This is a genomic window from Pseudomonas sp. Rh2 (assembly GCF_040762985.1).
GTDB classification, from domain to species: Bacteria; Pseudomonadota; Gammaproteobacteria; order Pseudomonadales; family Pseudomonadaceae; genus Aquipseudomonas; species Aquipseudomonas taiwanensis.
On sequence record NZ_CP142890.1, the window covers coordinates 2,252,495 to 2,274,676 of the forward strand.

A 22,182-nucleotide genomic window follows, 5' to 3' on the forward strand; every position below is an offset into this window, starting at 1 on the left:
GGCCGGTGGCCTGAGCCGGTCGGGGAGACCGATTTCAGCCCTACCCGAGGGTGGTCTTGGCCAAACCGGGAAAGTCTGTAATCAGGCTGTCCACGCCAAAGTCAGCGAGCCGGCGCATCAGTGCCGGCTCGTTGACCGTCCACACCGATACGTGCAAGCCCTGGTTCTGCGCTTTGATCAGACGCTCAGGGGTGCACAGCGTCCAGTTGAGCGCCAGCATTTCGCAGCCGTAGTTCTGCGCGACCTTCAGCGGGTCGAGCCAGGCGTACTCGGCGACCAGGCCGCGCTTCACGTCCGGGACCAGTTCCTGTGCGGCGCCCAGTACTTCGCGTGAACTCGAGGTGATGGTTACCTTGTCCAGCATGCCGTATTGCTGGGCCAGCTCGCGAATGGCCAGCACGGTGGTGGCGGCGCGGGTGCGCGATGCGCTTTTCACTTCCAGTTGCCAGTGCTCGAAGGCGCATTTCTCGAACAGCTCTTCCAGGCGCGGGATAGGGCAGGGCTGCACATGGCCAGGGCCACCTTTACGGGCATCGTAGGTAACCAGTTCGTCAGCGGTGTGTTCCACCACTTTGCCCCGTCGTCCGGTCGTGCGCTTGAGGGTGGGGTCGTGGATGACCATCAACTCGTTGTCGGCGGACAGGTGCAGGTCCAGTTCGCAGCGGGTGACGCCGTGGGACAGGCACTGGCGGAAGCTGGTCAGGGTGTTCTCGGGTGCTTCGCCCTTGGCGCCGCGGTGGCCATAGATCAGGGTCACGTTCGTTCCTTCAGTTCAAAAGAGTGTCAGGCTCAGGAGGAGGGTGGGTTCTGTTCCAGCTGCTGGCGCCGTTGCTGCTGCTGGCGCTGCAGGATGTAGCGGGCCAGCAACTGGCGCTGGGCGTCGGTCATGTCGGTGAATTCGGTGCCAACCTCGTAGGTGCCGTCCGGTCGAGGATCGCAATGGGTCACCCGGCCTCGCAGCAACAGGCCATGGGCGCGGGGCATGAGCACCATCTTTACCTTCACTCGCGTGCCAGGGGCGATGTGCTTGGCCTGGGCGAATTCGATGCCCCCTTCGGAGATGACCACTGCCTGAGGCTTGCCGATTTCACCGATCAGGGTCTGCGCAACCACGGCGCTGAGCAGGTCCAGGCGTTTGTTTTGGGCGCGCAGGAAGGCGGCCAGGGTGCGGTCCTTCTCGCTCAGCTGGCGCAGCAGGTGCTGGGACTCGAAGTCGGACAGGTGCAGTTCGCTGAGCAGGTTGAACAGCGGGGACTCATCTTGCAACAGTTCTGTCTCAAGGGCTTCGGCCGCGCTCAAGGGACTGATTTCCAGTGCGATCCGGTCTTCGATGCGGTAGTATTCGCGGCGATCTTCTTCGTCTAATGTCGTCATGGCGAACCCATGGTAGCGGCGGTGGTCCGAGTGTAAAGCCGCCGTAGGCGCCTCGCCACAAGGACGTTCCCTTTCATCCGAACAAGCCCCGACATGTTCAGACCTCTTTTCGCATTCATCGGTACGCGTTACACCCGTGCCAAGCGCCGCAATCACTTCGTCTCGTTCATTTCCCTGACCTCGATGATCGGCCTCGCCCTGGGCGTGGTGGTCATGATCGTGGTGCTTTCGGTCATGAACGGTTTCGACCACGAGATGCGTACCCGCGTGCTGGGCATGATTCCCCACGCCACGCTCGAAAGCGGCCAGCCCGTCAACGACTGGCCAGCCCTTGCCAAACAAGTAAAGCAGAATCCGCAGGTGGTGGCAGTTGCGCCCTACACCCAGATGCAGGGCCTGCTGACTCACGATGGCAAGGTGCAGAAGGTTTTGCTCAATGGCATAGACCCTGCGCGCGAGCGTGAGGTGTCGATCATCGACAACTTCATCCTGCAAGGGCGCCTGGAGCAACTGGCGCCGGGCGAGTGGGGCATCATGATCGGCGACAAGGCTGCGGCAAAGCTGGGGGTGGCCATCGGCGACAAACTCACCTTCGTCGCCCCCGAAGTCAGCGTCACGCCGGCCGGCATGTTCCCGCGCATGAAGCGCTTCACCGTGGTCGGCACCTTCCACGTCGGCGCCGGCGAGATCGATGGCTACCTGGGCCTGACCAATATCGCCGACCTGTCGCGCCTGCACCGCTGGAAGGCCGACCAGGTGCAGGGCCTGCGCCTCAAGTTCGACGACCTGTTCCAGGCCCCGCGCGTGGCCTGGGAGATCGCCCAGCGCCTGGGTGACCAGGAATTCTACAGCCGCGACTGGACCCGCACCCACGGCAACCTGTACCAGGCCATTCGCATGGAAAAAGCCATGATCGGCCTGCTGTTGCTGCTGATCGTGGCCGTGGCGGCATTCAACATCATTTCGACCCTGGTGATGGTGGTCAACGACAAGCGCGGCGATATCGCCATCCTGCGTACCCTCGGTGCCACGCCGGGGCAGATCATGGCCATCTTCATGGTCCAGGGCACGGTGATCGGGGTGATCGGCACCTTGATCGGCGCCGTGGTCGGGATTATCGCCGCGCTCAATGTCAGCGCGGTGATCGCCGGCATCGAGAAGCTGATCGGGCACAAGTTCCTCAACGCCGATGTGTATTTCATCGATTACCTGCCGTCGCAGATCCAGGCCAATGACGTGTACATGGTCTGCGGTGCGGCGCTGGTCCTGAGTTTCTTCGCCACCCTGTACCCGGCCTGGCGTGCGGCCCGCACCCAGCCTGCAGAGGCGCTACGTTATGAGTGAGTCGCGCATGAGTGATAAAGCCGTTCTGAGTTGCCGCAACCTGGGCAAGTCCTACGAGGAGGGCCCGGAGTCGGTGCAGGTGTTGTCCGGGTTGAACCTCGAACTGCATGCCGGTGAGCGAGTGGCCATCGTCGGCAGTTCCGGCTCGGGCAAGAGTACCTTGCTCAACCTGCTGGGCGGGCTCGACCGGCCCACCCAAGGCAGTGTCTGGCTGGCCGGCGAAGAACTGTCGGCGCTGGGCGAGCGTGCCCGTGGCCTGCTGCGTAACCGTGAACTGGGCTTCGTCTACCAGTTCCACCACCTGTTGCCCGAGTTCACCGCCATGGAGAACGTGTGCATGCCGTTGCTGATCGGCCGCACGCCCATACCCGAGGCCCGCGAGCGCGCCGAGGCTTTGCTCAAGCGCGTTGGCCTGAGCCATCGTCTGCATCACAAGCCGGCCGAGCTGTCCGGCGGCGAGCGTCAGCGCGTGGCGATCGCCCGAGCCCTGGTCAATCGCCCGGGCCTGGTGATGCTCGACGAGCCGACCGGCAACCTCGATCACCACACCGCCCAGGGCATCCAGGAGCTGATGCAGGAATTGTCCAGTGCATCCAAGACGGCGTTCCTGGTAGTGACCCACGACCTCAATCTGGCGCGTCAGATGGACCGCGTGCTGAAGCTCGACGATGGCCACCTGGTAGCGATCTGATCAGCGTGCCTGGGGCGGCCTGAGCCGCCCCGCAACTTATTCATTGGGTGTTTTCGTACATGTTCAGACCCTTGCCCTTGTTCATCGGTGCTCGCTACACCCGTGCCAAGCGCCGCAACCATTTCATCTCGTTCATCTCCATGACCTCGATGATCGGCCTGTCCCTGGGCGTGCTGGCGATGATCGTGGTGTTGTCGGTGATGAATGGCTTTCAGCGCGAGATGAGCTCGCGCATTCTCGGTTTGGTACCCCATGCGGCGATCCTTGGCGTGCAGCCGCTGGACGACTGGCGCAAGGCGGCCGATGCCGCGCTGAGCAATCCTGCGGTGATGGCCGCTGCGCCTATCACGGAAATGGAAGGCATGCTGTCGTACAAGGGCGCCATGCAGCCGATCCAGGTCAGCGGTATCGACCCCGCCGAGGAGGGCAAGGTGTCCATCGTCGGCCAGCACATCGTCCAGGGGCGTTTGCAGGACCTTGAGCCAGGAGAATACGGGGTGGTGATCGGTGAGCTGACCGCGCGTCGCTTCCGTCTCAATACCGGCGACAAGCTGACCCTGATCGTCCCGGAAATCAGCAAGGAACCGGGCGGTATCACCCCGCGCATGCAGCGGTTGACCGTGGTCGGTATCTTCAAGGTCGGTGCCGAGCTCGATGGCTCGCAGGCCTACATGCATGTCGCCGATGCCGGCGAAATGCAGCACTGGGCCGCGGGCCAGGTCCAAGGGGTGCGCCTCAAGCTGCATGACCTGTATGCCGCGCCCCAGGTGTCCAAGGCCATCGCCGCCAGCCTGGGCGATGCCTACCGCGCCGACGACTGGTCGCACACCCAGGGCAGCCTGTTCAGCGCCATGAAGATGGAAAAGACCATGATCGGCCTGTTGTTGCTGATGATCATCGCAGTGGCGGCGTTCAACATCATCGCCACACTGGTGATGGTGGTGAACGACAAGGGGCCGGACATCGCCATTCTGCGTACCCTGGGCGCCACGCCCGCGCAGATCATGGGCACCTTCATGGTTCAGGGCAGCCTGATCGGTATCGTCGGAACGCTGATCGGCGGTGTGCTCGGGGTGATTGCCGCAATCAACGTCAGTCAGATCGTCGGTTGGTTGGAGCGGGTCAGCGGGCAGCACATCTTCACCTCGGATGTGTACTTCGTCAGCAGCCTGCCGTCCGAGTTGCAGTGGGGGGATGTGGCGATCATCTGCACGGCGGGGTTGGTGATGAGTTTCCTGGCGACCATCTACCCAGCGTATCGGGCGTCGCAGGTGCAGCCGGCTATTGGGCTCGCTGTCTGAAATCGGGTTGGTGCTAGGGGGCGTTTTGCGCCCCTTTCGTTACGCAAGGCCGCTCCCGGGATTCACTGCCGGGCGCTGAATTCGATCACGAACCGCGTCCACCCATCCGTACACTCCGCCCGAATGGTCCCGCCATGGGCCTGTACGATCGACCGGGTAATCGCCAATCCCAGCCCGGCATGTTCGTTATTGCCTTCCCGCCGTGCCGGGTCCGCGCGGTAGAACCGATCGAACAGCCGAGGCAACACCGCCGCCTCTATCGGCGTTCCCGTGTTGGCGACGCAAAGGCGTAGCCCTGGCTCCAACGTCACTTGTATCTGCCCACCGGCGTGTGTGAAGCGCAAGGCATTGTCCAGCAGGTTGGACAGCGCCCGCCGCAACATATGGCGGTCGCCCTGCAGCATCGCTTCACCGTCGCGCTGCATCCGCACCTCGACGTCCTCGGCCAGCGGTGCGTAATACTCCAGCAGGGCATCCACTTCGTCATGCAAGGCCAGCGGCGTAAGGCCGGGTACCAACAAGCCATGGTCGGCTTTGGCCAGGAACAGCATGTCGTTGACCATCTGCGCCATCCTTTGCAGCTCTTCCAGGTTGCCATGTAGCGCCTCCCGGTAGTCTTCTAGGCTGCGCGGGCGGGTGAGGGTGACCTGGGTGTGGGTCAGCAGGTTGGACAGCGGTGTACGCAGTTCGTGGGCGATATCGGCGGAAAACGCCGACAGCCGCTGAAAGGCGTCGTCCAGGCGCTGCAACATGGCGTTCACGGTGCTGGCCAGCTCTGCCAACTCATCTGGCATCTGCTCGGCGGGCAAACGGGTAGTCAGCGAGCGTGCCGACACACTGGCTGCGACCTGGCCCATTTGGCGCAAGGGCCGCAGTCCACGGCGCGCAGCCCAGGCGCCGAGCAGCGCGGTGGCCAGCGCCGAAAGACCGACAGTGAGCCATATCAGGCGCTGCATGCCTTGTAGAAAATGCTGGTGGTGGGTGATATCGAGGAACAGCGTCAGGCGCGCAGCGTGCCGGTCGCCTGCGCTCAAGGGGGCTGTGAGGCTGCGGTAATCCATACCGTTGGCATGCAAGGTGGCCAACCCGGAAGGCAAGGGTGTTTCGGGCAACGCCGACTGGCTGTCGAACCACAGCGTACCATCCTGGCCCTCTACGCGCAGGGCGAGGTCCGACTGGTGGCTGAGTTCGTTGCGCAAAGCAGGCTCGCGTGCGCGCAGATCGCGAGCGTCGTTCACGCCGGCCAGTTGGGTGCGAAACAGCGACAGGCGCGACTCCAGCAACTGCTGGTCCAGTTCGATGAAGTGCTGCCGGCTGGCGTGGCTGAACAGCAAGCCTGCGCCCAGGGAAACCGCTGCGGTACAGGCGGCGAAAAGGAGTGCCAGGCGGCTGCTCAGTGAAACCGGGCGCATCAGTCGTGGCGCTCTTCGAGTACATAGCCCATGCCGCGCACGGTATGGATCAACTTATTGCCATGCGGGTCGTCGATCTTCAGGCGCAGGCGGCGGATCGCGACTTCGATGATGTTGGTATCGCTGTCGAAATTCATGTCCCAGACTTGCGAGGCGATCAATGACTTGGGCAGCACCTCGCCCTGTCGGCGCAGCAGCAATTCCAGCAGCGCAAACTCCTTGGCGGTCAAGTCGATGCGCTGGCCGGCGCGTTCTGCACGGCGGCGGATCAGGTCCAGGCGCAGGTCGGCCAGGCTCAGTGAGGTGTCCTGGGCGGGGTTGGCGCCCCGGCGAAGCAAGGTGCGCACCCGGGCCAGCAGCTCGGAGAAGGCGAAGGGCTTGACCAGGTAATCGTCGGCGCCCAGCTCCAGGCCGTGGACCCGATCCTCGATGGCGTCGCGTGCGGTGAGGAACAGCACCGGTGTGTCCAGGCCGGCTTGGCGTACGGCCTGCAGAATTTGCCAGCCATCGCGTCCTGGCAGCATCACATCGAGAATCAGCAGGTCATGGTCGCCAGTCAGCGCCATGTGCTGACCGGTGTCGCCATCGGCGGCCAGTTCGGTGGCGAAGCCTGCTTCGCTGAGGCCCTGGCACAGGTACTGACCGGTGCGGGCCTGGTCTTCGACGATCAGCAGTTTCATGCATTGTCCGTGTTGGCTGAAGGGGGCCTGTAAATGATACGTGACGATGTGTCCGCTCGGCCAAGCTGACGAAGTTGTAATCTTCCCGTCAGCCAACCGCCAGTCATTGCTTCCTGTTCCCGTCAGGTCGTCGGCCATCGAGTGACAAGAGCCCCAAGGCGAGGCGCAAAAACGGTAGACTAGGGGCATTTCGAACCTTCAGGTCAGTTTCCATGCATCCCGCCGCCGAACATTCCCCGCTGGGCAAGTCCAGCGAATACATTGCCACCTATACCCCTTCGCTGCTGTTTCCGATTCCGCGTACCGCCAAGTGGGCCGAGTTGGGCGTAACCGCCCAGACGCTGCCATGGCAAGGTGTGGATTTCTGGAACTGCTTCGAGCTGTCCTGGCTGCTGCCGTCGGGCAAGCCGGTGGTAGCGATTGGCGAGTTCGCCATTGCGGCCGATTCACCGAACATCATCGAGTCCAAGTCGTTCAAGTTGTACCTCAACTCGTTGAACCAGACGGTATTCGAGTCGATTGCCCAGTTGCAGGCGTGCCTGGTGAAAGACCTCTCCGCTGCCGCCGGCAAACCGGTGGGTGTGCAGGTGCGCACCTTGGCCGAAGTCGAGGCGCAAGGCGTGGTGGCGTTGCCTGGGCAGTGCATCGATGCGCTGGATGTCGCTATCCACAACTACGAGCAGCCCCAGCCGGAACTGTTGCATTGTGACCCTGACCGGGTGGTGGAGGAGACGCTACACAGTCATTTGCTCAAATCCAACTGCCCGGTGACCGGCCAGCCTGACTGGGGCAGCGTGGTGGTCGAATACAAGGGCAAGGCGCTGGATCATGCCAGCCTGCTCACTTATCTGATCAGCTTCCGCCAGCATGCTGACTTCCACGAGCAGTGTGTGGAGCGGATCTACCTTGACCTGAAGCATCTGCTCGAGCCTGAGCATCTGACGGTCTATGCGCGCTATGTGCGCCGGGGCGGGCTGGACATCAACCCGTATCGCAGCACGGGTCCGGTCAGTCCGCAGAACCTGCGGTTGGTGCGTCAGTAAGTCTAGGACTGCTTTACGCCCTGGTGGAGCCGGTTTGCCGACGATGGGCCGCGCAGCGGCCCTCGCTTCTTCAGATACCCATACTGTGCAGCGAGTTGGCGATACTGCGCAGGGTCGCGGTCAGATCCGGGTGATCGGCCTCGAAACGCTCGATCGCCAGGTTCACCCCATCCACCAGGTTGTGGTCTGGTGTCGCTTCCTCAAGCTTCAACTGCGCCTCGATCTGTCGCGCCTCTTCATGCAGGGCGGCCAGTTCCTCATCCGAAAGCGGCACGTTTCGATCCAGTTGCTCGCGCAGGCTGTTCAGTCGCTCTTGCAATTCGCGGGCAGGCATTGGTTGTTCTCCATCAATGGCTTGGCAAGGCATGGACCTCGGCGACGGGGCAAAGGTTCTCGCCTGTCTTCAAGCGTAATCCACTTGCCCACGCTTTGCATGACCCGCATCAACGGTGCTGTATCAGGGTTTTTCGCCTTTGCGTCGGCGCTGGGCGATGTCGACCAGGCAGGTGTCCAGCGCTTCGAGGTGGTCGATGACCGAGTGCACGCCAAGGTCGAACAATGCCAGGGTCGCCCTACCGCGGGCCAGTTCCTGCTCGTGCGGGCTCATGGCTTGCCAATCGCTGGAGGCAAGGTCGCAGGATGGGCTGCAAGCAGCCAGGCCGACGGTCCACAGGCCGGCGCTGAGGCCTGATTGCAGCAGCCGGGGTTCCCCGCTGACCAGTACGCAGCCTTCCAGGCGCGGGCTACCCAGGCACATCAGCGCCTGCCAGCAGGCATTCGGCGCAGGCCATTGGGCGCCATTGGCCCCATGGCCAGGCAGCCATTGCGGAAGCACACTGGCCAGGTGCTTGCTCTGGGCTACGCTCTGCTCATCGAGCCAGATGCATGGCACTTGCCGGCGCCGCAAGCCGGCCAGGGCATCGAGCGCGCCAGGGGCGGGCAGGGGGCTGCCGTTTCGAGCCTGTACCAAGCAATTGCGCAGGCCGAACAGCACAGCGGTGAAGGCAGGTGCATCATGCATGGCAACGTCCCTGAAATAGTCCGCAGGCTAGGGCGCGAATGTTACGGCCCAATGACCAGCAACAGATGTTCACAAAATATTGAGCAAAAATGTGTAAAGCTGTTTCTCAACCCGCAAGCCTTTATACTGGCGCCTTATTTGCAGCGCACTGAGCGTGGCTGCGGCCGAGAAAATCGATGGAGAAACATCTATGCGTAGGATCGGTGCCGGTGTGATCGAGCGGGTCACCCAGGCTTGTGTCTGCGCCAGCTTGCTGCTGGCGCCCGTGGCAGCTACCCAGGCAGCCACCGAGGAGGACCCTTGGGAGGCGGTCAACCGTCCGATCTTCAGGTTCAACGACACCGTCGACACGTATGCACTCAAGCCCTTGGCCAAGGGCTACCAGGCCATTACCCCGCAGTTCCTCGAAGATGGTATCCACAATGTCTTCCAGAACCTGGGCGATGTGACCAACCTGGTCAACGATGTGCTTCAACTCAAGCCCCGTGCTGCCGGCATCGACACCGCGCGCTTGATCGTCAACACCACCTTCGGCCTTGGTGGCTTCTTCGATGTGGGCACCAAGATGGGCCTGCAGCGCAACGATGAAGACTTCGGCCAGACCCTGGGCTACTGGGGCGTGAGCAGCGGTCCGTATGTGGTGATCCCGCTGCTGGGCCCCAGCACGGTACGTGACGGCCTGTCCAAGTACCCGGACACCTACACCAAGCCCTACCGCTACATGGACCATGTACCGACCCGCAACTCGATCTTCGCTTTGGACGTGATCGATACCCGCGCTAATCTGCTGTCGGCGGAAAAGCTGATTCAGGGTGACAAGTACATCTTCATTCGCAATGCCTACCTGCAGAACCGCGAGTTCAAGGTCAAGGATGGCGAAGTCGAAGACGACTTCTGATTCACATTGGTGCGAAAAAGGCGACCTCAGGGTCGCCTTTTTCGTATGCCATGCGTGTTCAATGCATGGCCAGGATACGCAGGCCAAGTTTCTGCTGCCCAGTGGGCTGGTCGGCGATCCACACGACCTCGGTGCTGGCGTGCAATCCCCTGAGTGCCGGATGGTCGGAGTCGATGCGCACTTCGAGTCGATCGCCCACCTTGAAGTGCTGCGCGGCTTGTACCTGCATGCCACCGCTGGACAGGTCGAGGCATACCGCCGCGATCACCTGGCCGGCATGTAGCAGGCTGACCTCGGTATCGATGCGCATGCGGATGAAATCACGTTTTTCGCTGTGGCTGGTGGGCGTCTGGGGCATGCTGCATCCTTCCCATCGGGTTGCACGGGTCGGCTTTCTTATAACTCCCGGTGATTTGCCCTGTAAAGAGCAGGGGCGTCGACCTAGCTGTGCTTGAAACGCCTGGCGGATGGGAGTACCGTCTGCGCCTTACGAGGTACCTCCGCCAGTTGCTGGGTCAGTTTTCTTGTCCTACAACTCAAAGAGAGTGTTACCACCGAGTATCCCTGTAGTCGGCTGTCAGTCTTGATGACACCGCTTCACCAACCCAAACCGGCGCCGTTCGCCCACATGCAGAAAACCAGTGCAACGCTGCTGATCATCGATGACGACGACGTGGTCCGTGCGAGCCTCGCCGCCTATCTGGAAGACAGTGGCTTCAGCGTCCTTCAGGCCAGCAATGGCCAGCAGGGGCTCCAGGTCTTCGAAGAACACCAGCCCGACCTCGTGATCTGCGATCTGCGCATGCCGCAGATGGGCGGCCTCGAACTGATCCGCCAGGTCAGCGAGCGCGCGCCGCAGTTGCCGGTCATCGTGGTGTCCGGAGCCGGGGTGATGAGCGATGCCGTCGAGGCCCTGCGCCTGGGTGCGGCCGATTACCTGATAAAGCCGCTGGAAGATCTGGCGGTGCTCGAGCACTCGGTACGCCGAGCGCTCGATCGTTCGCGGCTGGTGCTGGAAAACCAGCGTTACCGCGAGAAGCTCGAAGCGGCCAACCGTGAGCTCGAGGCCAGCCTGCACTTGTTGCAGGAAGACCAGACCGCCGGCCGTCAGGTGCAGATGAACATGCTGCCGGAAAGCCCCTGGGGCGCCGGCGAGTTCGTGTTCGAACACCAGATCATCCCGTCGCTGTACCTGTCTGGCGATTTCGCCGACTACTTCCGCGTGGATGACCGACGCATTGCCTTCTACCTGGCCGATGTCTCCGGACACGGTGCGTCGTCGGCCTTCGTCACCGTGTTGCTCAAGTTCATGACCACACGGCTGCTGTTCGAGCTAAAACGCAACAGGAATCGTGAGTTCAAGCCTTCGGAAGTGCTCAGCCACATCAATCGTGGGCTGATCAACTGTAAGCTGGGCAAGCATGTCACAATGGTGGGCGGGGTGATCGACGAGGAAACCGGCCTGCTGACCTACGCCGTTGGTGGTCACCTGCCGCTACCGGTGTTGTATACCCCGGGCCAGGCGCGTTACTTGGAAGGCCGTGGTTTGCCGGTGGGCCTGTTCGACGAGGCCACCTATCAGGACCAGGTGATCGAGCTGCCGCCGCAGTTCAGCCTGAGCCTGATGTCCGATGGCATTCTGGACCTTTTGCCGGGAGACACGCTCAAAGATAAAGAAGCTGCCTTGCCGGACATCGTCAAGACAGCGGGTGGTAGCCTGGATGGGCTGCGCCAACGATTTGGATTGGCTACGCTTGGGGAGATGCCGGATGATATCGCCCTATTGGTGTTGAGCAGGAACCTTCAATGAGTACCGGTAGAATCCAGTTCGCCGAGCAAAGCGGTACCTTTGTACTGAAATTTGTCGGTGAAGTGCGCCTGACCCTGTGTTCGGCGCTGGATGCGACGATCGAGAAGATCTTCACCGCGCTGAACTTCTCGGCCATCGTCATCGACCTGACCGAGACCGAAAGCATCGACAGCACTACCTTGGGCCTGTTGGCCAAGTTGTCGATTCTGTCGCGGCAGAAGGTTGGCCTGTTGCCGACCGTGGTCACCACCAACCCGGACATTTCGCGTCTTTTGCAGTCGATGGGTTTCGATCAGGTGTTCAACATCGTCGATCGTCCGGTGCCGTGCCCGGAATGCCTGACCGACTTGCCATCCCAGGACCAGAGCGAGGACGTGGTGCGCTCCAAGGTGCTGGAGGCGCACAAAATCCTGATGGGGTTGAACGACTCCAATCGCGAAGCCTTCCACGACCTGGTAAATGCGCTGGAGCGGACCTGATCCCACCTCTGCATCGCTGCCTTCGCGGGTTCACCCGCGAAGGCGCCAGTGAATCCAAGCCAAAGCTCACGCCCGTCGCATGAACTCCGTCGCCGTTCCACCGGCGGCATTCAACTGGAACACCCGCGCTGGCCGCCCCTGTTCATCGAAGAATACCTGTCCGAGCCCCGCGCTGTTCCATAGCCGTTCGCCTGCATCGGCATGGCTGGGCGTGCGCGGTATCACTTCCATCTCCCGACGCTTGGTGAACCAGTTGAGCGGCGAGCGTGGCGCGTACAGCCAGCGGTTCAGCCGGTCGAGCACCGCCAGCAGGCGTCTGGGGAATTCGTTCTTGATGCCGCTGCTGGTGATCTGCCACAGGTGCGGGCTGCGCTGACGATGGCGAATCAGAACTTCGTAGACGAACGAATAGTGCACATCCCCCGACAGGATCACGTAATGCCCCGGTGTGCGCGAGTGGCGGAAGATGTTCAGGATCACCTGCGCTGCACCCCGGTGGGCCATCCAGTTTTCGGCATCTACCAGCAGCGGGTAGCCCAGCCAACTGAACACCCTCTGCACGGTCTCGATCAGCTTCACCCCGAAAATCGGTGCAGGTGACACGATGACGGCGGAAGGATGGTCGAGCAGCGCCTGCTGCAGCTCGCACAGTGCTTCCCAATCCAACAGGCCGGAGGGCTTGGCCAGGTTGCTTTCGCTGCGCCAGCGTCGGGTGCGGGTGTCCAGCACCAGCAGAGGCGGGTTGGTGGGGAGGTTGAATTGCCAGCCCTGAAAGCGCAGTAGCTCGCCGATCAGTTCATCCTGCACCTGGCTACCCGACGCGGTTTCGGCCAGCGCGCCGACTTGCCCGACCAGCGCTTTGCAGCCATCGGGGTCATTGCCCCAGGCCTGGCACAGCAGGTAGCCCAATAGCGCATTGCCGATGATCCGCCGCGAGAAGGGGTGGCCGTAGGCGGTTTCTTCCCATTGTGCCGACAGGTTCCAGTCATCGGTGATGTCGTGGTCGTCGAAGATCATCAAGCACGGCAGGTGCGCCATCACCCGGGCCACCGGAGCCAGGTTGACGGCAAAGGCCTCGATCAGCGGCAACTCTTTGTGGTACCGACCCTGGCGTTGGGTGTTCAGCCCTTGCGGCATGGTCAGGTCGACCAGTTGCCAGGGCGTGGGCGACCATACCAGCAGGTACATGGCCATGACCTCGGCGAAGGTCACCAGGTGATTGTCGGCATTGCTGGAGGAGAAGATCGGCTTGCGTTTGCCACCGAAGAAACGCTCGCGCAGGGTTTCGTTGCGCTCCTGCGCCGGCAGCAAGTCCGCACGGTGGTAGTAGCAGGCGGGGTGCTTGTAGAGTGCGGCGCTGTCGCTGACCAGGGCGCCGTCGAAGGTTTCATCGAGCAGGCCCAGGCGTGCGATCAGTGCATGGATGGCCCGCAGCATCGGGCCGGCCACATCGTCGGCATAGACCTGATCGCCAGTCATCAACAGCAGCGCCGGACGTTGTTCAGGCCGTTGGCATTGCTGCAGCAGGCGATCGGCACATAACAGGCCATCGGTGGCGGGGTGATGCGGTTTGCGGCAAGAGCCGTGTAGTAGCTGGTCAAGGCGTTCGCGCAGCACGAAGTTGGGGCGCCGCTGGCCGGGGTAAAGCAGGTGCTCGGCCCAGTCGGCAATGCCTCGGCCGCCGAGAAGCACATCGTATTGAAGCTCGACGTTGCAGGGCAGGGGCTGCGCGAAATGGATGTCCAGCAGGTGCAGGTAGGCGTGTTTGCCCACTGGGATGACCTGGCAATCGGTCCTTGGCGTGATGCCAGGGCAGTCTAGGGTGAATTCGGGTTGCAGCGGTTGCGTGCAGGCGAGCCAGATGGCCAGGCGCTGGGGCTCCAGGCGGCGCAATACTGGGCCTGCGAGAACGAGCGGCAAAGAGGAGGAGGGTGTCATTGACAGCTCTGGTGGCTAAAAGGCCCTACGCTGGCAAGCCAGCGTCTAACGGACGGTGCAAAATAAAACGGGCGGAAAATGTGAACACTTCCCGCCCGTCAGGCAAACCCGGTATGTATCAGGCTTTTTCAGCCATCAGTTTTTCCAGTTTCTCCTGATCCCGCGCGAACTGACGGATGCCTTCGGCGAGTTTCTCGGTGCCCATGGCATCTTCGTTCATCGCCCAGCGGAATTGGCTTTCGTTCAGTACCTGCTTAGCCTCACCGGCATTACCCGGCTTGAGTATGCGTGGCAATTGCCCTTGATCATCGCTCAACTGCTGCAGAAGTTCAGGGCTGATGGTCAGGCGGTCACACCCTGCCAACTGCTCGATCTGGCCGATGTTGCGGAAGCTGGCGCCCATGACCACGGTGTTGTAGCCATTGGTCTTGTAGTAGTTGTAGATGCGGGTGACCGACTGCACGCCCGGGTCCTCGGCGCCGACATATTCCTGGCCGGTACTCTTCTTGTACCAGTCGTAGATACGGCCTACGAAAGGCGAGATCAGGAACACCCCGGCATCGGCGCAGGCCTGGGCCTGGGCGAAGGAGAACAGCAAGGTCAGGTTGGTCTGGATGCCTTCCTTTTCCAGCTTCTCGGCGGCGCGGATACCCTCCCACGTGGAGGCTAGCTTGATCAGCACGCGGTCTTTGCTCACACCGGCGGCTTCGTAAAGGGCGATCAGTTGGCGAGCTTTGTTCAGCAGCGCCGGTTCATCGAACGACAGACGGGCATCCACTTCGGTGGAGATGCGCCCAGGGATGACCTTGAGAATGCCCGCGCCCACGGCCACGGCGAACTTGTCGCACGCCAGGTCGACATTACCCTTGGCGTCGGCTTTCACCTGCTTGAGCAGGTCGGCATAACCAGGGATGGCGGCTGCCTTGAGCAGCAGCGACGGGTTGGTGGTGGCATCGACTGGCTTGAGGCGAGTGATGGCATCCAGGTCCCCGGTGTCGGCGACCACGGTGGTGAACTGCTTGAGTTGTTCCAGCTTGGAGGTCATGGGCGTGCTCTGTCCTGTGCATTTACTCGACATTACCCGAGCCCCGGCAGCTGCTCAAGGCCTGCCGACGCTGCTCGGGCGAACACCGCGAATCCCTGTGGGCGCGGGCTTTAAAGGTGAGCATTCGAGTCGCAACCGAGCCAGAGGTTCCTTGGCGTCGCTTTGCAATCCCGTCCCCGTAAAAGACGGCTTGTCGGCAGCAAGGCGCTGACTGGCGTGTCACCGCCCCTGCAGCAACTCCGCCGCCTGGTCGAACACCACCAACGGTTCAGGCGCTTTATGAATATCCGTCGACAGCAACTGCCGGAACCGCCGCGCCCCCGGGAAGCCCTGGCCAAGCCCGAGGATATGCCGGGTGATGTGATGCATTGCGCCCCCGCTTTGCAGATGCGCAACGATGTACGGTCGCAGCGTCTCTAGTGCCTGGCTACGGCTTACCGCCGGCGCTTCGCTGCCGAACAGGCGTTGGTCCACCTCGGCCAGCAGGTACGGATTGTGATACGCCTCGCGCCCCAGCATCACGCCATCGAAGGTCTCAAGGTGCGTCTGGCACTCGTCCAGGGTCTTGATGCCTCCGTTGAGCACGATTTCCAGGTCGGGGAAGTCCGCTTTCAACTGCGCGGCAACGTCGTAGCGCAGCGGCGGGATTTCGCGGTTTTCCTTGGGCGACAACCCTTCGAGGATGGCGATACGCGCATGCACGGTAAAGCTACGGCAACCGGCCTCGCGTACCTGCCCGACGAAATCGCACAGTTCGGCATAACTGTCGCGGCCATTGATGCCGATGCGATGCTTGACCGTGACCGGAGTCGATACGGCATCTCGCATGGCCTTGACGCAATCGGCCACCAGCGCGGGATGTGCCATCAGGCAGGCACCGATCATGTTGTTCTGCACCCGGTCGCTCGGGCAGCCGACGTTCAGATTGACCTCGTCGTAACCAGCCTCCTCGGCCAGTTTCGCGCAGGCGGCCAGGTCGGCCGGGACGCTACCGCCCAGTTGCAGTGCCAGCGGGTGCTCGGAAACGTCGTGGCGCAGGAAGCGGTGGGCGTCGTTGTGAAGGAGCGCACCGGTGGTGACCATTTCGGTGTAGAGCAGGGTGTGCTTGGACAGCAGGCGCAGGAAGAACCGGCAGTGGCGGTCGGTCCAATCCATCATCGGTGCAACGCTGAAGCGGCGGGAGGGCTCAGGGCGCGTGGTTTGAGGCTTTGAGGCTGATTCTAGGGGCATTCTGGGTCTACGCAGTGTGTACCGTCCTGGAGGCTGCTGAGAGCGACAGGGTAGGGCGTACCCATACCGAGATCGTGCTTGTGCCAACGCAGAACATGTCAATGTCCAAGCAAGCGGGGAGCTGACGGGGCGGTCGACTGCACCGTTCAGGCCCGCCTGAAGAGAAAGTGCCCTAGTTTACCAAGAGTGCCGCACATTCGCCTGTGTGCAGGTCGCATGGGTTTACACCCGATCTTTGCGGTTGCCGGTAGTTCTGGGTGGAACCGAGTTTTTGCTCTGCCATCGAGCGCGAAAAAGCGTCACTGCGCAGGGAGCGGCATTATTGTTCAGGAGTTTGAGTGCACGCCTGAGGCCGATATCGGATCGGTCTGCATGTCCAAACAGACTTCTCTCAACAGCGTGCGTAACCACTGATGCGCGGGATCGGCCGCGAAGCGAGGATGCCAAAGCAACGACAACGTAAAAGCTTCGGTTGGGACCGGCAACGGAAAACTGTACATGCCTTCACGCAGGCTTGTGGTGTGCCGTGCAGGGACGCTAGCGATTAGGTCTGACACGCGAGCCAGTCCCACTGCGGTTGAAAAGCCAGCAACCATCGTAACCACATTGCGCGATAACCCCTGAGATACAAGCGCGTCGTCAATGGGGCCTCTGTCAGCACCAGTCCGCGACACCAGGATGTGCTTGCCTGCCGCGTACCGCTCTGCTGTAACCACGCCTTGAGCCAAAGGATGTGATAAGCACACTACCCCAACATAATTGTCTCGAAATAGCGCCTGGGAGTAGAGCTCTGGTGCCGTAGAGGTCTCTATCACACCTGTTTCGAGATCAACGGCACCTTCGCGCAATGCCTTGCTGTCTTTGTCAGGCTTCTGCATGAAACATAAACGCACATGTGGGGCTTGGTCGGCAACACGGGCAATGAGTTCTGGCCCGAAACATTCTACAAATCCCTCGCTCGTCCTGAGTCTGAACGTGCGCTCCAGCCTCTGCAGGTCGAGTTTTTTCGAAGGACGCAGAACTGACTGTGCTTCGCTCACTAACTGGCTCACCCTGTCACGAAGCTCTATTGCCCTGGGTGTGGGGACAAGGCCACGACCCGCTCTCACCAATAACGGATCGCCCGTCGTCTCCCGCAAACGCGCAAGCGCACGACTCATCGCCGAAGGGCTGAGGCGCAGACGCTTCGCAGCTCGAGCCACACTGCCCTCTGCCAATACGGCTTCGAGGGTGATGAGCAGATTCAAATCGGGAGCAGTCATGTGGAAGTCGCTCGTTCAAGGGAGGTATGGCGTCGTATGCACTATTAGAATGCAGGTATGGCGTCTTCCGCAAACCAACGGTGCTCCCTAGAGTGGAATGGCGAGCAGAAACCGATTGGGAGAGTCTGTATGAGTACGCTTGAAAGATTCGTCAGCAACGTAAGATCTTCATGGGGGCCGATGAGTACCGAGCTTGTCGCGGCCTGCCAGCAACAATTGGACGACCTGGTCAACGCTGACTGCTCTGAGCAATGGCTCGCTTTGCTTCACTTGGAAGCGGCAGTTCAAAAAGAGCTTTATCGGGACCCGGAACATGGGTTCATTCTGCTGGCCTATACGGAGCCGGCTGGACTTTACCGTCAGCCTCATGACCATGGCAGGGGCTGGGCCATCTATGCCGTGCAGCATGGCGCGGTAGAGGTGGGTACATATGCCAGGATCGAAGACCAAAATGGTGATGTAAAGCTCATCAAACGTGGCTCGACAGTGATCCATGCCGGAGAGAGTCAAGTGTACTTGCCCGGAGATATCCACGATACGCGCTGTCTAGGAAGCCAAGCATTGATATTCCGCTTGACCGATCGCGATCTTAAGAAAGAAGACAAGGAGGCGCGACGGATGACTCGGTATGTAGAGCAAGCTGGAAATTGGGTCCCAGAGACGCGGCAGTGAAGAAGATGTCAGGCTCATACGACTTGATGCCGCCTGTGGCCGGACCACACAACACGCCGCCACCATCATCGAAAATAGCGGTCGGCGCCGTACTGGCCGGAATGATGTTGGTGGTTATGAACACCGCGATGGCTACAGTAGCGCTCCCGGCAATGGCCTTGGAACTGCGGGTATCTCCCGCTGATGCCACCTGGATATTGACGGCCTATCAAGCAGGTTTGCTGATAGCGATGTTGCCCTGTGCGGCGCTCGGAGAAAAATTCGGTTATCGCGGTGTGTTCACGTGGGGCCTGGGTTTGTTTGCCGCCAGTAGCTTGGCATGTGCACTAGCGCCTACGCTTGGCTGGCTGGTTGCTGCCCGTTTGCTGCAGGGCATTGGCGGAGCCGCCATAATGGCATTGGGGATGGCACTGTTGCGCAGCATTGTGAGTCATCAGAGACTTGGAGCCGCCATAGGCTGGAATGCATCAGTTGTTGCATTTTCATCGGCCGCGGGTCCTTTCATCGGCACTGCCATAATTTCAGTCGCCCAGTGGTCTTGGCTCTTCAGCGTCACACTTCCAGTGGTGGCAGTGGTGTTGCTTGCAACCGTCTGTCTACCGCCTTCCACGAAGAAAGATGATCCGCTTGATCTGTTCAGTATGTTGTTGAGTGTCGGAGTCTTTGCAGCCCTCATCGCTGCGCTAGGTGTGTTGGCGAGCAGGCCGATAGCGGGTGCTCTGTTGCTTGTGTTTTCTGTTGTGCAGATGTGGATGCTGGTTAGAAGGGAACGGGCGAATGCCGCGCCATTAGTTCCGATAGACTTGCTTAAGCATTACCGCTTGCGTGTGTCGGTTATGTCTTCGATATTTTGCTTTTCGGGGCAGACTGTCGGGATGGTCGCCCTGCCATTCTTGCTTCAAAAGAGCCTTGGTCTGAGTAATTGGGTGGTGAGCGGATTGATGGCGGCATGGCCGCTGAGCGTCGCCGTCATGGCTCCATTTTCCGGAGCACTTGCAGATAGAGTCTCCACGGCAAAACTGTGTCTGTTCGGTGGAATGGGGCTTGCTGCTGGGCTTTTCATTATGTCTTTAGTTGACCGTGGCGTAACCTGGTTGCTAATACTCTGCGTAGTTTCATGTGGGTTCGGATTCAGCGTGTTAAATGTTGCGAACAATCGCAATATGTTCTTGGGCGCGCCAGTGCAGAGGAGCGGTGCAATGGGCGGGCTGCAAGGTACTGCGCGATTGGTTGGTCAGACGAGCGGGGCGGTGATAATGGGTATGTTGTTTAACCTAGAGACTATCGAACAGGCCTCTAGGACGGGTATTGCGATTGGCGCCATCTTGGTGCTGATGTCGGCCTTGCTGAGCTTGCTACACCTCAAGGCGGCACCCGAGATATTTGATGAGGTCGGATAGTTAAATTTCGTGCGGCGTTCACTCAACTATGGCAAAACGCATTAACGAATTTAGCGTGTAAAGGATACTTGCGTTTCAAAACCCTGCCAGCGATCGAGACATTTCGAGACGACCAGTAAGCGATTCCCTGTACCACCGGTGGACGCAACGCAGTGACCCTGCTCATCCCAAAACGCGCTCAGGCCCGCGGCGGCCCACCCGCCAGTCGGGCCGCCATGATTGGCCATCAGTACCGCCATGCCGTGTTGCTCGGCGTATGCCTGCAGAAGCGAGCTATCGTGCGGATAGCCAGCTTCCCCGATGAGTACGCTTGTGGCATACAGGTGTGCGCCCTGCTTCGCTGCATGTGATGGGTGTTCCGCTCGGCTGAAGTCAGCACACACTGACAAGGCTATGGATACGTCCGCGATAGACAACAATTCACCGCCATTACCCGCACTGAAATATTGCTCTTCGCCAACGTGTAAATGCTGCTTGGTATAGGCAGTCACTGAACCGTCTCTGTGCAGTACGAAGGACGCAATTAAAGGCTTTTCATGGCCCGCTAGGCGTAACGGCAAACCGACTACAGTGGTCATGCAGGTTTCCCGTGCAACGTTTCGCAAGGGAGAAATTAGCGGGGTATCGATATTTTGCGCCAAGCCATCAGCCAAGGAGGGTTCGTATCCCGTAAGCGATAACTCGGGGAACAGTAGAAACCTCACCCCATGCTCGTGTGCTTGTCGCATGAACGCCATGTGCATGGCTAGGTTGCCATTGAGATCGCCAGCTTGAACGGCGCACTGAGCTGCTGCAAAGATTGGCGACGACATAGATATCTCCCAGACGAGCAAAACCCTAATTGGCCGCCGTTCAGGCGCCATAAGCTTCTTTAAAGTGTATTAGCCACACGGTACGGTGATGCAATCGAGCCCAGTTTTCCTCAACTTGCGTCGCTTTCCAGTCCGGGTCATTCAATCTTAGGAAGAGGAAAGGGCAATCGGTAAGGTCCGCTTCCGACTCTTACCGCGAGATCCTGAAGGTTTACCTGCTGCCTTGGCGATGACGTTGATCAGCACGATAGAACTGCCCGATCGCCACGGTAACCCCGAGGAATAGGGTTGCCGTCCCCAGCGCTTCCAATGGCGATGGCCAACGCTGCTGGATGAGAAGACCGAACGTAGTGGCGTAAAGCGTTTCGCTGGCAATCAATTGCCCGCCTAACGCCAGAGGAATGCTTCGCGTTGCGATGGACCAAGCCCAGGCACCGCCGAGGGTTGCTGCCAACCCCTGTACCAGTCCGCAGAGAAGCACCGCCGAGGTTCCGTCGAGAGCGCCGCCGTGGCTTACGAAACTGGACAGTTTCAGGTAGAGCCCCACGGGTAGGAATGCGACCATTTCGATGCTGCACGTCAGGATAAGCAGTGCCGACCAGAACAGCGGATCCATGCCCGGTCTTGTCCGGAGCGCGCGCTCGTTCAGCAAGCCGAAGGCAGTCCAGAATCCAATCGCCAGCAGGGAAAGCAAGATGCCCGCCAGCACCATGACAGCGGGCTGCGAGGCTTGCCCATTGGCGCGCTCGAAACTGCTGGCATTGACCATGATGATACCCAACGCGCCCAGCAGCAGTGGGGCGGCGATGCTACGCCAAGGAATCACTTGGCTGTGCAGGTTTCCGGCGATGGCCAGGACGATGGGCACGCAACCTAGCATCACCGGTGGAATCACCGGCCCAGCTGCGATAACGGCACTGGTGATCAGGAAGAAATAGCCGATGTAGCCCAGAAAGCCGAGCAGGCCGACCGTCAGCCAATCGCCAAGTGTCAGCGTCGTCACTTGTCGACGGAACCGAACCAGCACAATGAGCGCCCCCAGGCCGGCAAACGCGTAACTCACCACCGCTAGGTCAAAGGTGCTGTACTCCCCGATCAGGCTCGGCAACAAATAGAGCAACGACCAGGAAAAAGTGGCTGCGATGGCCGCGATCAATCCAACTTTCATGTGCACTGCTCTGTGTGAGGTTGGCAATGCAGCCATTGTCTGGCCATTTGTCGTGCCGTATTGAAAACCGCCGCGCAATTGCCGTGCGCGGCACTCACAAAGCTGCCCTCCAGCAGCAGAAACAGGCTATCGGCGATTTGCTGTGGGGCGTTGAACTTCGCCAGCCTGGCCAGCGAAACCAATTGCTCGCGCACCCCCGCTTTGTGCCGCTCCGCAGCAAGGAATACCGGGTGACTGAATGAGGAAAACTCGGCAGCACTGTTGACGAACAGGCAGCCGCGATGACTGTCGCGCTCGACGTAGCCCTGATAGAGATCGAAGAACGCCAGAAGCGCCTCCAGGGGATCGGGCAAGTCGTTGCGCAGTTGCTCGACTCTCGCTCGCCAGATGCGATCACGCTCCTCCAGGCATGCAACGATCAGCGAATCCTTGGATGGAAAGTGGCCGTAAAGCGTCATCTTGGTGACACCGGCCCGCGCAGCGATGGCCGCTACGCCGGTGACATGTAGTCCTTGGCTCAGAAATAGCTCCAGGGCGGCGTGGATAAGTCGCTGGCGAGTTTCTTCCATGGCGGTTGGCCTTCGCATATGGGGCGGTGATTC

Annotated in this window: 23 protein-coding genes; 9 read left to right on the forward strand and 14 right to left on the reverse strand. The window is 60.6% G+C overall.

Annotated features, from left to right (window positions below):
* Positions 1-40 precede the first annotated feature (40 nt).
* Complete coding sequence (locus VXM67_RS10140; RefSeq protein ID WP_023379588.1) at positions 41-757, reverse strand: glycerophosphodiester phosphodiesterase family protein; 717 nt, start codon at positions 755-757, stop codon at positions 41-43.
* Positions 758-789: 32 nt separating this feature from the next.
* Entirely contained in the window at positions 790-1,374 is a 585-nt protein-coding gene (locus VXM67_RS10145; RefSeq protein WP_023379589.1) for a PilZ domain-containing protein, read from the reverse strand.
* A gap of 93 nt (positions 1,375-1,467) precedes the next feature.
* On the opposite strand from VXM67_RS10145, the gene VXM67_RS10150 reads away from it, so the two are divergent.
* The 3 genes from VXM67_RS10150 to VXM67_RS10160 are packed head-to-tail and all read left to right on the forward strand — an operon-like array spanning position 1,468 to position 4,710.
* Positions 1,468-2,718: a lipoprotein-releasing ABC transporter permease subunit gene (locus VXM67_RS10150; protein ID WP_023379590.1), complete on the forward strand. Its 1,251-nt coding sequence runs from the start codon at positions 1,468-1,470 to the stop codon at positions 2,716-2,718.
* A gap of 7 nt (positions 2,719-2,725) precedes the next feature.
* On the forward strand, positions 2,726-3,409 hold the full coding sequence (gene lolD / locus VXM67_RS10155; protein ID WP_177325244.1) for a lipoprotein-releasing ABC transporter ATP-binding protein LolD: 684 nt from the start codon (positions 2,726-2,728) through the stop codon (positions 3,407-3,409).
* A gap of 59 nt (positions 3,410-3,468) precedes the next feature.
* Entirely contained in the window at positions 3,469-4,710 is a 1,242-nt protein-coding gene (locus VXM67_RS10160) for a lipoprotein-releasing ABC transporter permease subunit (RefSeq protein WP_023379592.1), read from the forward strand.
* Between the two features lie 62 nt (positions 4,711-4,772).
* Here the strand turns inward: VXM67_RS10160 and VXM67_RS10165 are convergent, their stop codons facing one another.
* Entirely contained in the window at positions 4,773-6,125 is a 1,353-nt protein-coding gene (locus tag VXM67_RS10165) for a heavy metal sensor histidine kinase (RefSeq protein ID WP_367237706.1), read from the reverse strand.
* Positions 6,122-6,802 carry a heavy metal response regulator transcription factor gene (locus tag VXM67_RS10170; RefSeq protein ID WP_023379594.1) on the reverse strand — a complete coding sequence of 227 codons (681 nt, stop codon included), beginning with the start codon at positions 6,800-6,802 and terminating at the stop codon, positions 6,122-6,124. Before VXM67_RS10170 ends, VXM67_RS10165 begins: the two co-directional genes overlap by 4 nt.
* Before the next feature lie 212 nt (positions 6,803-7,014).
* Between VXM67_RS10170 and queF the strand changes: the two genes are divergently transcribed.
* Positions 7,015-7,845, forward strand: coding sequence for an NADPH-dependent 7-cyano-7-deazaguanine reductase QueF (gene queF / locus VXM67_RS10175; protein ID WP_023379595.1), 831 nt, complete (start codon positions 7,015-7,017; stop codon positions 7,843-7,845).
* A gap of 70 nt (positions 7,846-7,915) precedes the next feature.
* Here the strand turns inward: queF and VXM67_RS10180 are convergent, their stop codons facing one another.
* Both VXM67_RS10180 and VXM67_RS10185 read right to left on the reverse strand, forming a co-directional pair.
* Complete coding sequence (locus tag VXM67_RS10180) at positions 7,916-8,179, reverse strand: DUF4404 family protein (protein ID WP_015269548.1); 264 nt, start codon at positions 8,177-8,179, stop codon at positions 7,916-7,918.
* Positions 8,180-8,302: 123 nt separating this feature from the next.
* Positions 8,303-8,866, reverse strand: a complete 564-nt coding sequence (locus VXM67_RS10185) for a hypothetical protein (RefSeq protein WP_023379596.1) — start codon at positions 8,864-8,866, stop codon at positions 8,303-8,305.
* Positions 8,867-9,056: 190 nt separating this feature from the next.
* Here VXM67_RS10185 and VXM67_RS10190 point away from each other — a divergent pair, with 190 nt between their 5' ends.
* Positions 9,057-9,764 (forward strand): VacJ family lipoprotein, encoded by a 708-nt coding sequence (locus VXM67_RS10190; RefSeq protein WP_027906774.1) that lies wholly within the window; start codon positions 9,057-9,059, stop codon positions 9,762-9,764.
* 58 nt (positions 9,765-9,822) lie between these two features.
* Here the strand turns inward: VXM67_RS10190 and VXM67_RS10195 are convergent, their stop codons facing one another.
* Positions 9,823-10,122, reverse strand: a complete 300-nt coding sequence (locus VXM67_RS10195; protein ID WP_023379598.1) for a PilZ domain-containing protein — start codon at positions 10,120-10,122, stop codon at positions 9,823-9,825.
* Positions 10,123-10,392: 270 nt separating this feature from the next.
* On the opposite strand from VXM67_RS10195, the gene rssB reads away from it, so the two are divergent.
* Together rssB and rssC are read left to right on the forward strand one after the other, a co-directional pair.
* A complete protein-coding gene (rssB, locus tag VXM67_RS10200; protein WP_023379599.1) occupies positions 10,393-11,574 on the forward strand; it encodes a two-component system response regulator RssB in 1,182 nt (393 codons plus the stop codon).
* Entirely contained in the window at positions 11,571-12,053 is a 483-nt protein-coding gene (gene rssC, locus VXM67_RS10205) for an anti-sigma factor antagonist RssC (RefSeq protein ID WP_023379600.1), read from the forward strand. Before rssB ends, rssC begins: the two co-directional genes overlap by 4 nt.
* Positions 12,054-12,119: 66 nt before the next feature.
* Here the strand turns inward: rssC and VXM67_RS10210 are convergent, their stop codons facing one another.
* From VXM67_RS10210 to VXM67_RS10225, 4 genes are all read right to left on the reverse strand, one after another.
* Positions 12,120-13,991 carry an alkaline phosphatase D family protein gene (locus VXM67_RS10210; protein ID WP_367237650.1) on the reverse strand — a complete coding sequence of 624 codons (1,872 nt, stop codon included), beginning with the start codon at positions 13,989-13,991 and terminating at the stop codon, positions 12,120-12,122.
* A 118-nt stretch (positions 13,992-14,109) separates the two neighbouring features.
* Positions 14,110-15,036: a transaldolase gene (gene tal / locus VXM67_RS10215; protein WP_027906776.1), complete on the reverse strand. Its 927-nt coding sequence runs from the start codon at positions 15,034-15,036 to the stop codon at positions 14,110-14,112.
* 219 nt (positions 15,037-15,255) lie between these two features.
* Positions 15,256-16,266, reverse strand: coding sequence for a tRNA dihydrouridine(20/20a) synthase DusA (gene dusA / locus VXM67_RS10220; RefSeq protein ID WP_367237651.1), 1,011 nt, complete (start codon positions 16,264-16,266; stop codon positions 15,256-15,258).
* Between the two features lie 326 nt (positions 16,267-16,592).
* Positions 16,593-17,528 carry a LysR family transcriptional regulator gene (locus tag VXM67_RS10225; RefSeq protein WP_186598784.1) on the reverse strand — a complete coding sequence of 312 codons (936 nt, stop codon included), beginning with the start codon at positions 17,526-17,528 and terminating at the stop codon, positions 16,593-16,595.
* 129 nt (positions 17,529-17,657) lie between these two features.
* Here VXM67_RS10225 and VXM67_RS10230 point away from each other — a divergent pair, with 129 nt between their 5' ends.
* Together VXM67_RS10230 and VXM67_RS10235 are read left to right on the forward strand one after the other, a co-directional pair.
* Complete coding sequence (locus VXM67_RS10230) at positions 17,658-18,200, forward strand: hypothetical protein (protein WP_158664649.1); 543 nt, start codon at positions 17,658-17,660, stop codon at positions 18,198-18,200.
* A 5-nt stretch (positions 18,201-18,205) separates the two neighbouring features.
* Positions 18,206-19,600, forward strand: coding sequence for an MFS transporter (locus tag VXM67_RS10235; protein WP_367237707.1), 1,395 nt, complete (start codon positions 18,206-18,208; stop codon positions 19,598-19,600).
* Between the two features lie 50 nt (positions 19,601-19,650).
* Here the strand turns inward: VXM67_RS10235 and VXM67_RS10240 are convergent, their stop codons facing one another.
* The 3 genes from VXM67_RS10240 to VXM67_RS10250 form a co-directional block, all read right to left on the reverse strand.
* Positions 19,651-20,412: a carbon-nitrogen hydrolase family protein gene (locus VXM67_RS10240; RefSeq protein ID WP_186598783.1), complete on the reverse strand. Its 762-nt coding sequence runs from the start codon at positions 20,410-20,412 to the stop codon at positions 19,651-19,653.
* 211 nt (positions 20,413-20,623) lie between these two features.
* Positions 20,624-21,580: a DMT family transporter gene (locus VXM67_RS10245; RefSeq protein WP_027906777.1), complete on the reverse strand. Its 957-nt coding sequence runs from the start codon at positions 21,578-21,580 to the stop codon at positions 20,624-20,626.
* Positions 21,577-22,149: a TetR/AcrR family transcriptional regulator gene (locus VXM67_RS10250; protein WP_023379605.1), complete on the reverse strand. Its 573-nt coding sequence runs from the start codon at positions 22,147-22,149 to the stop codon at positions 21,577-21,579. Before VXM67_RS10250 ends, VXM67_RS10245 begins: the two co-directional genes overlap by 4 nt.
* Positions 22,150-22,182 lie beyond the last annotated feature (33 nt).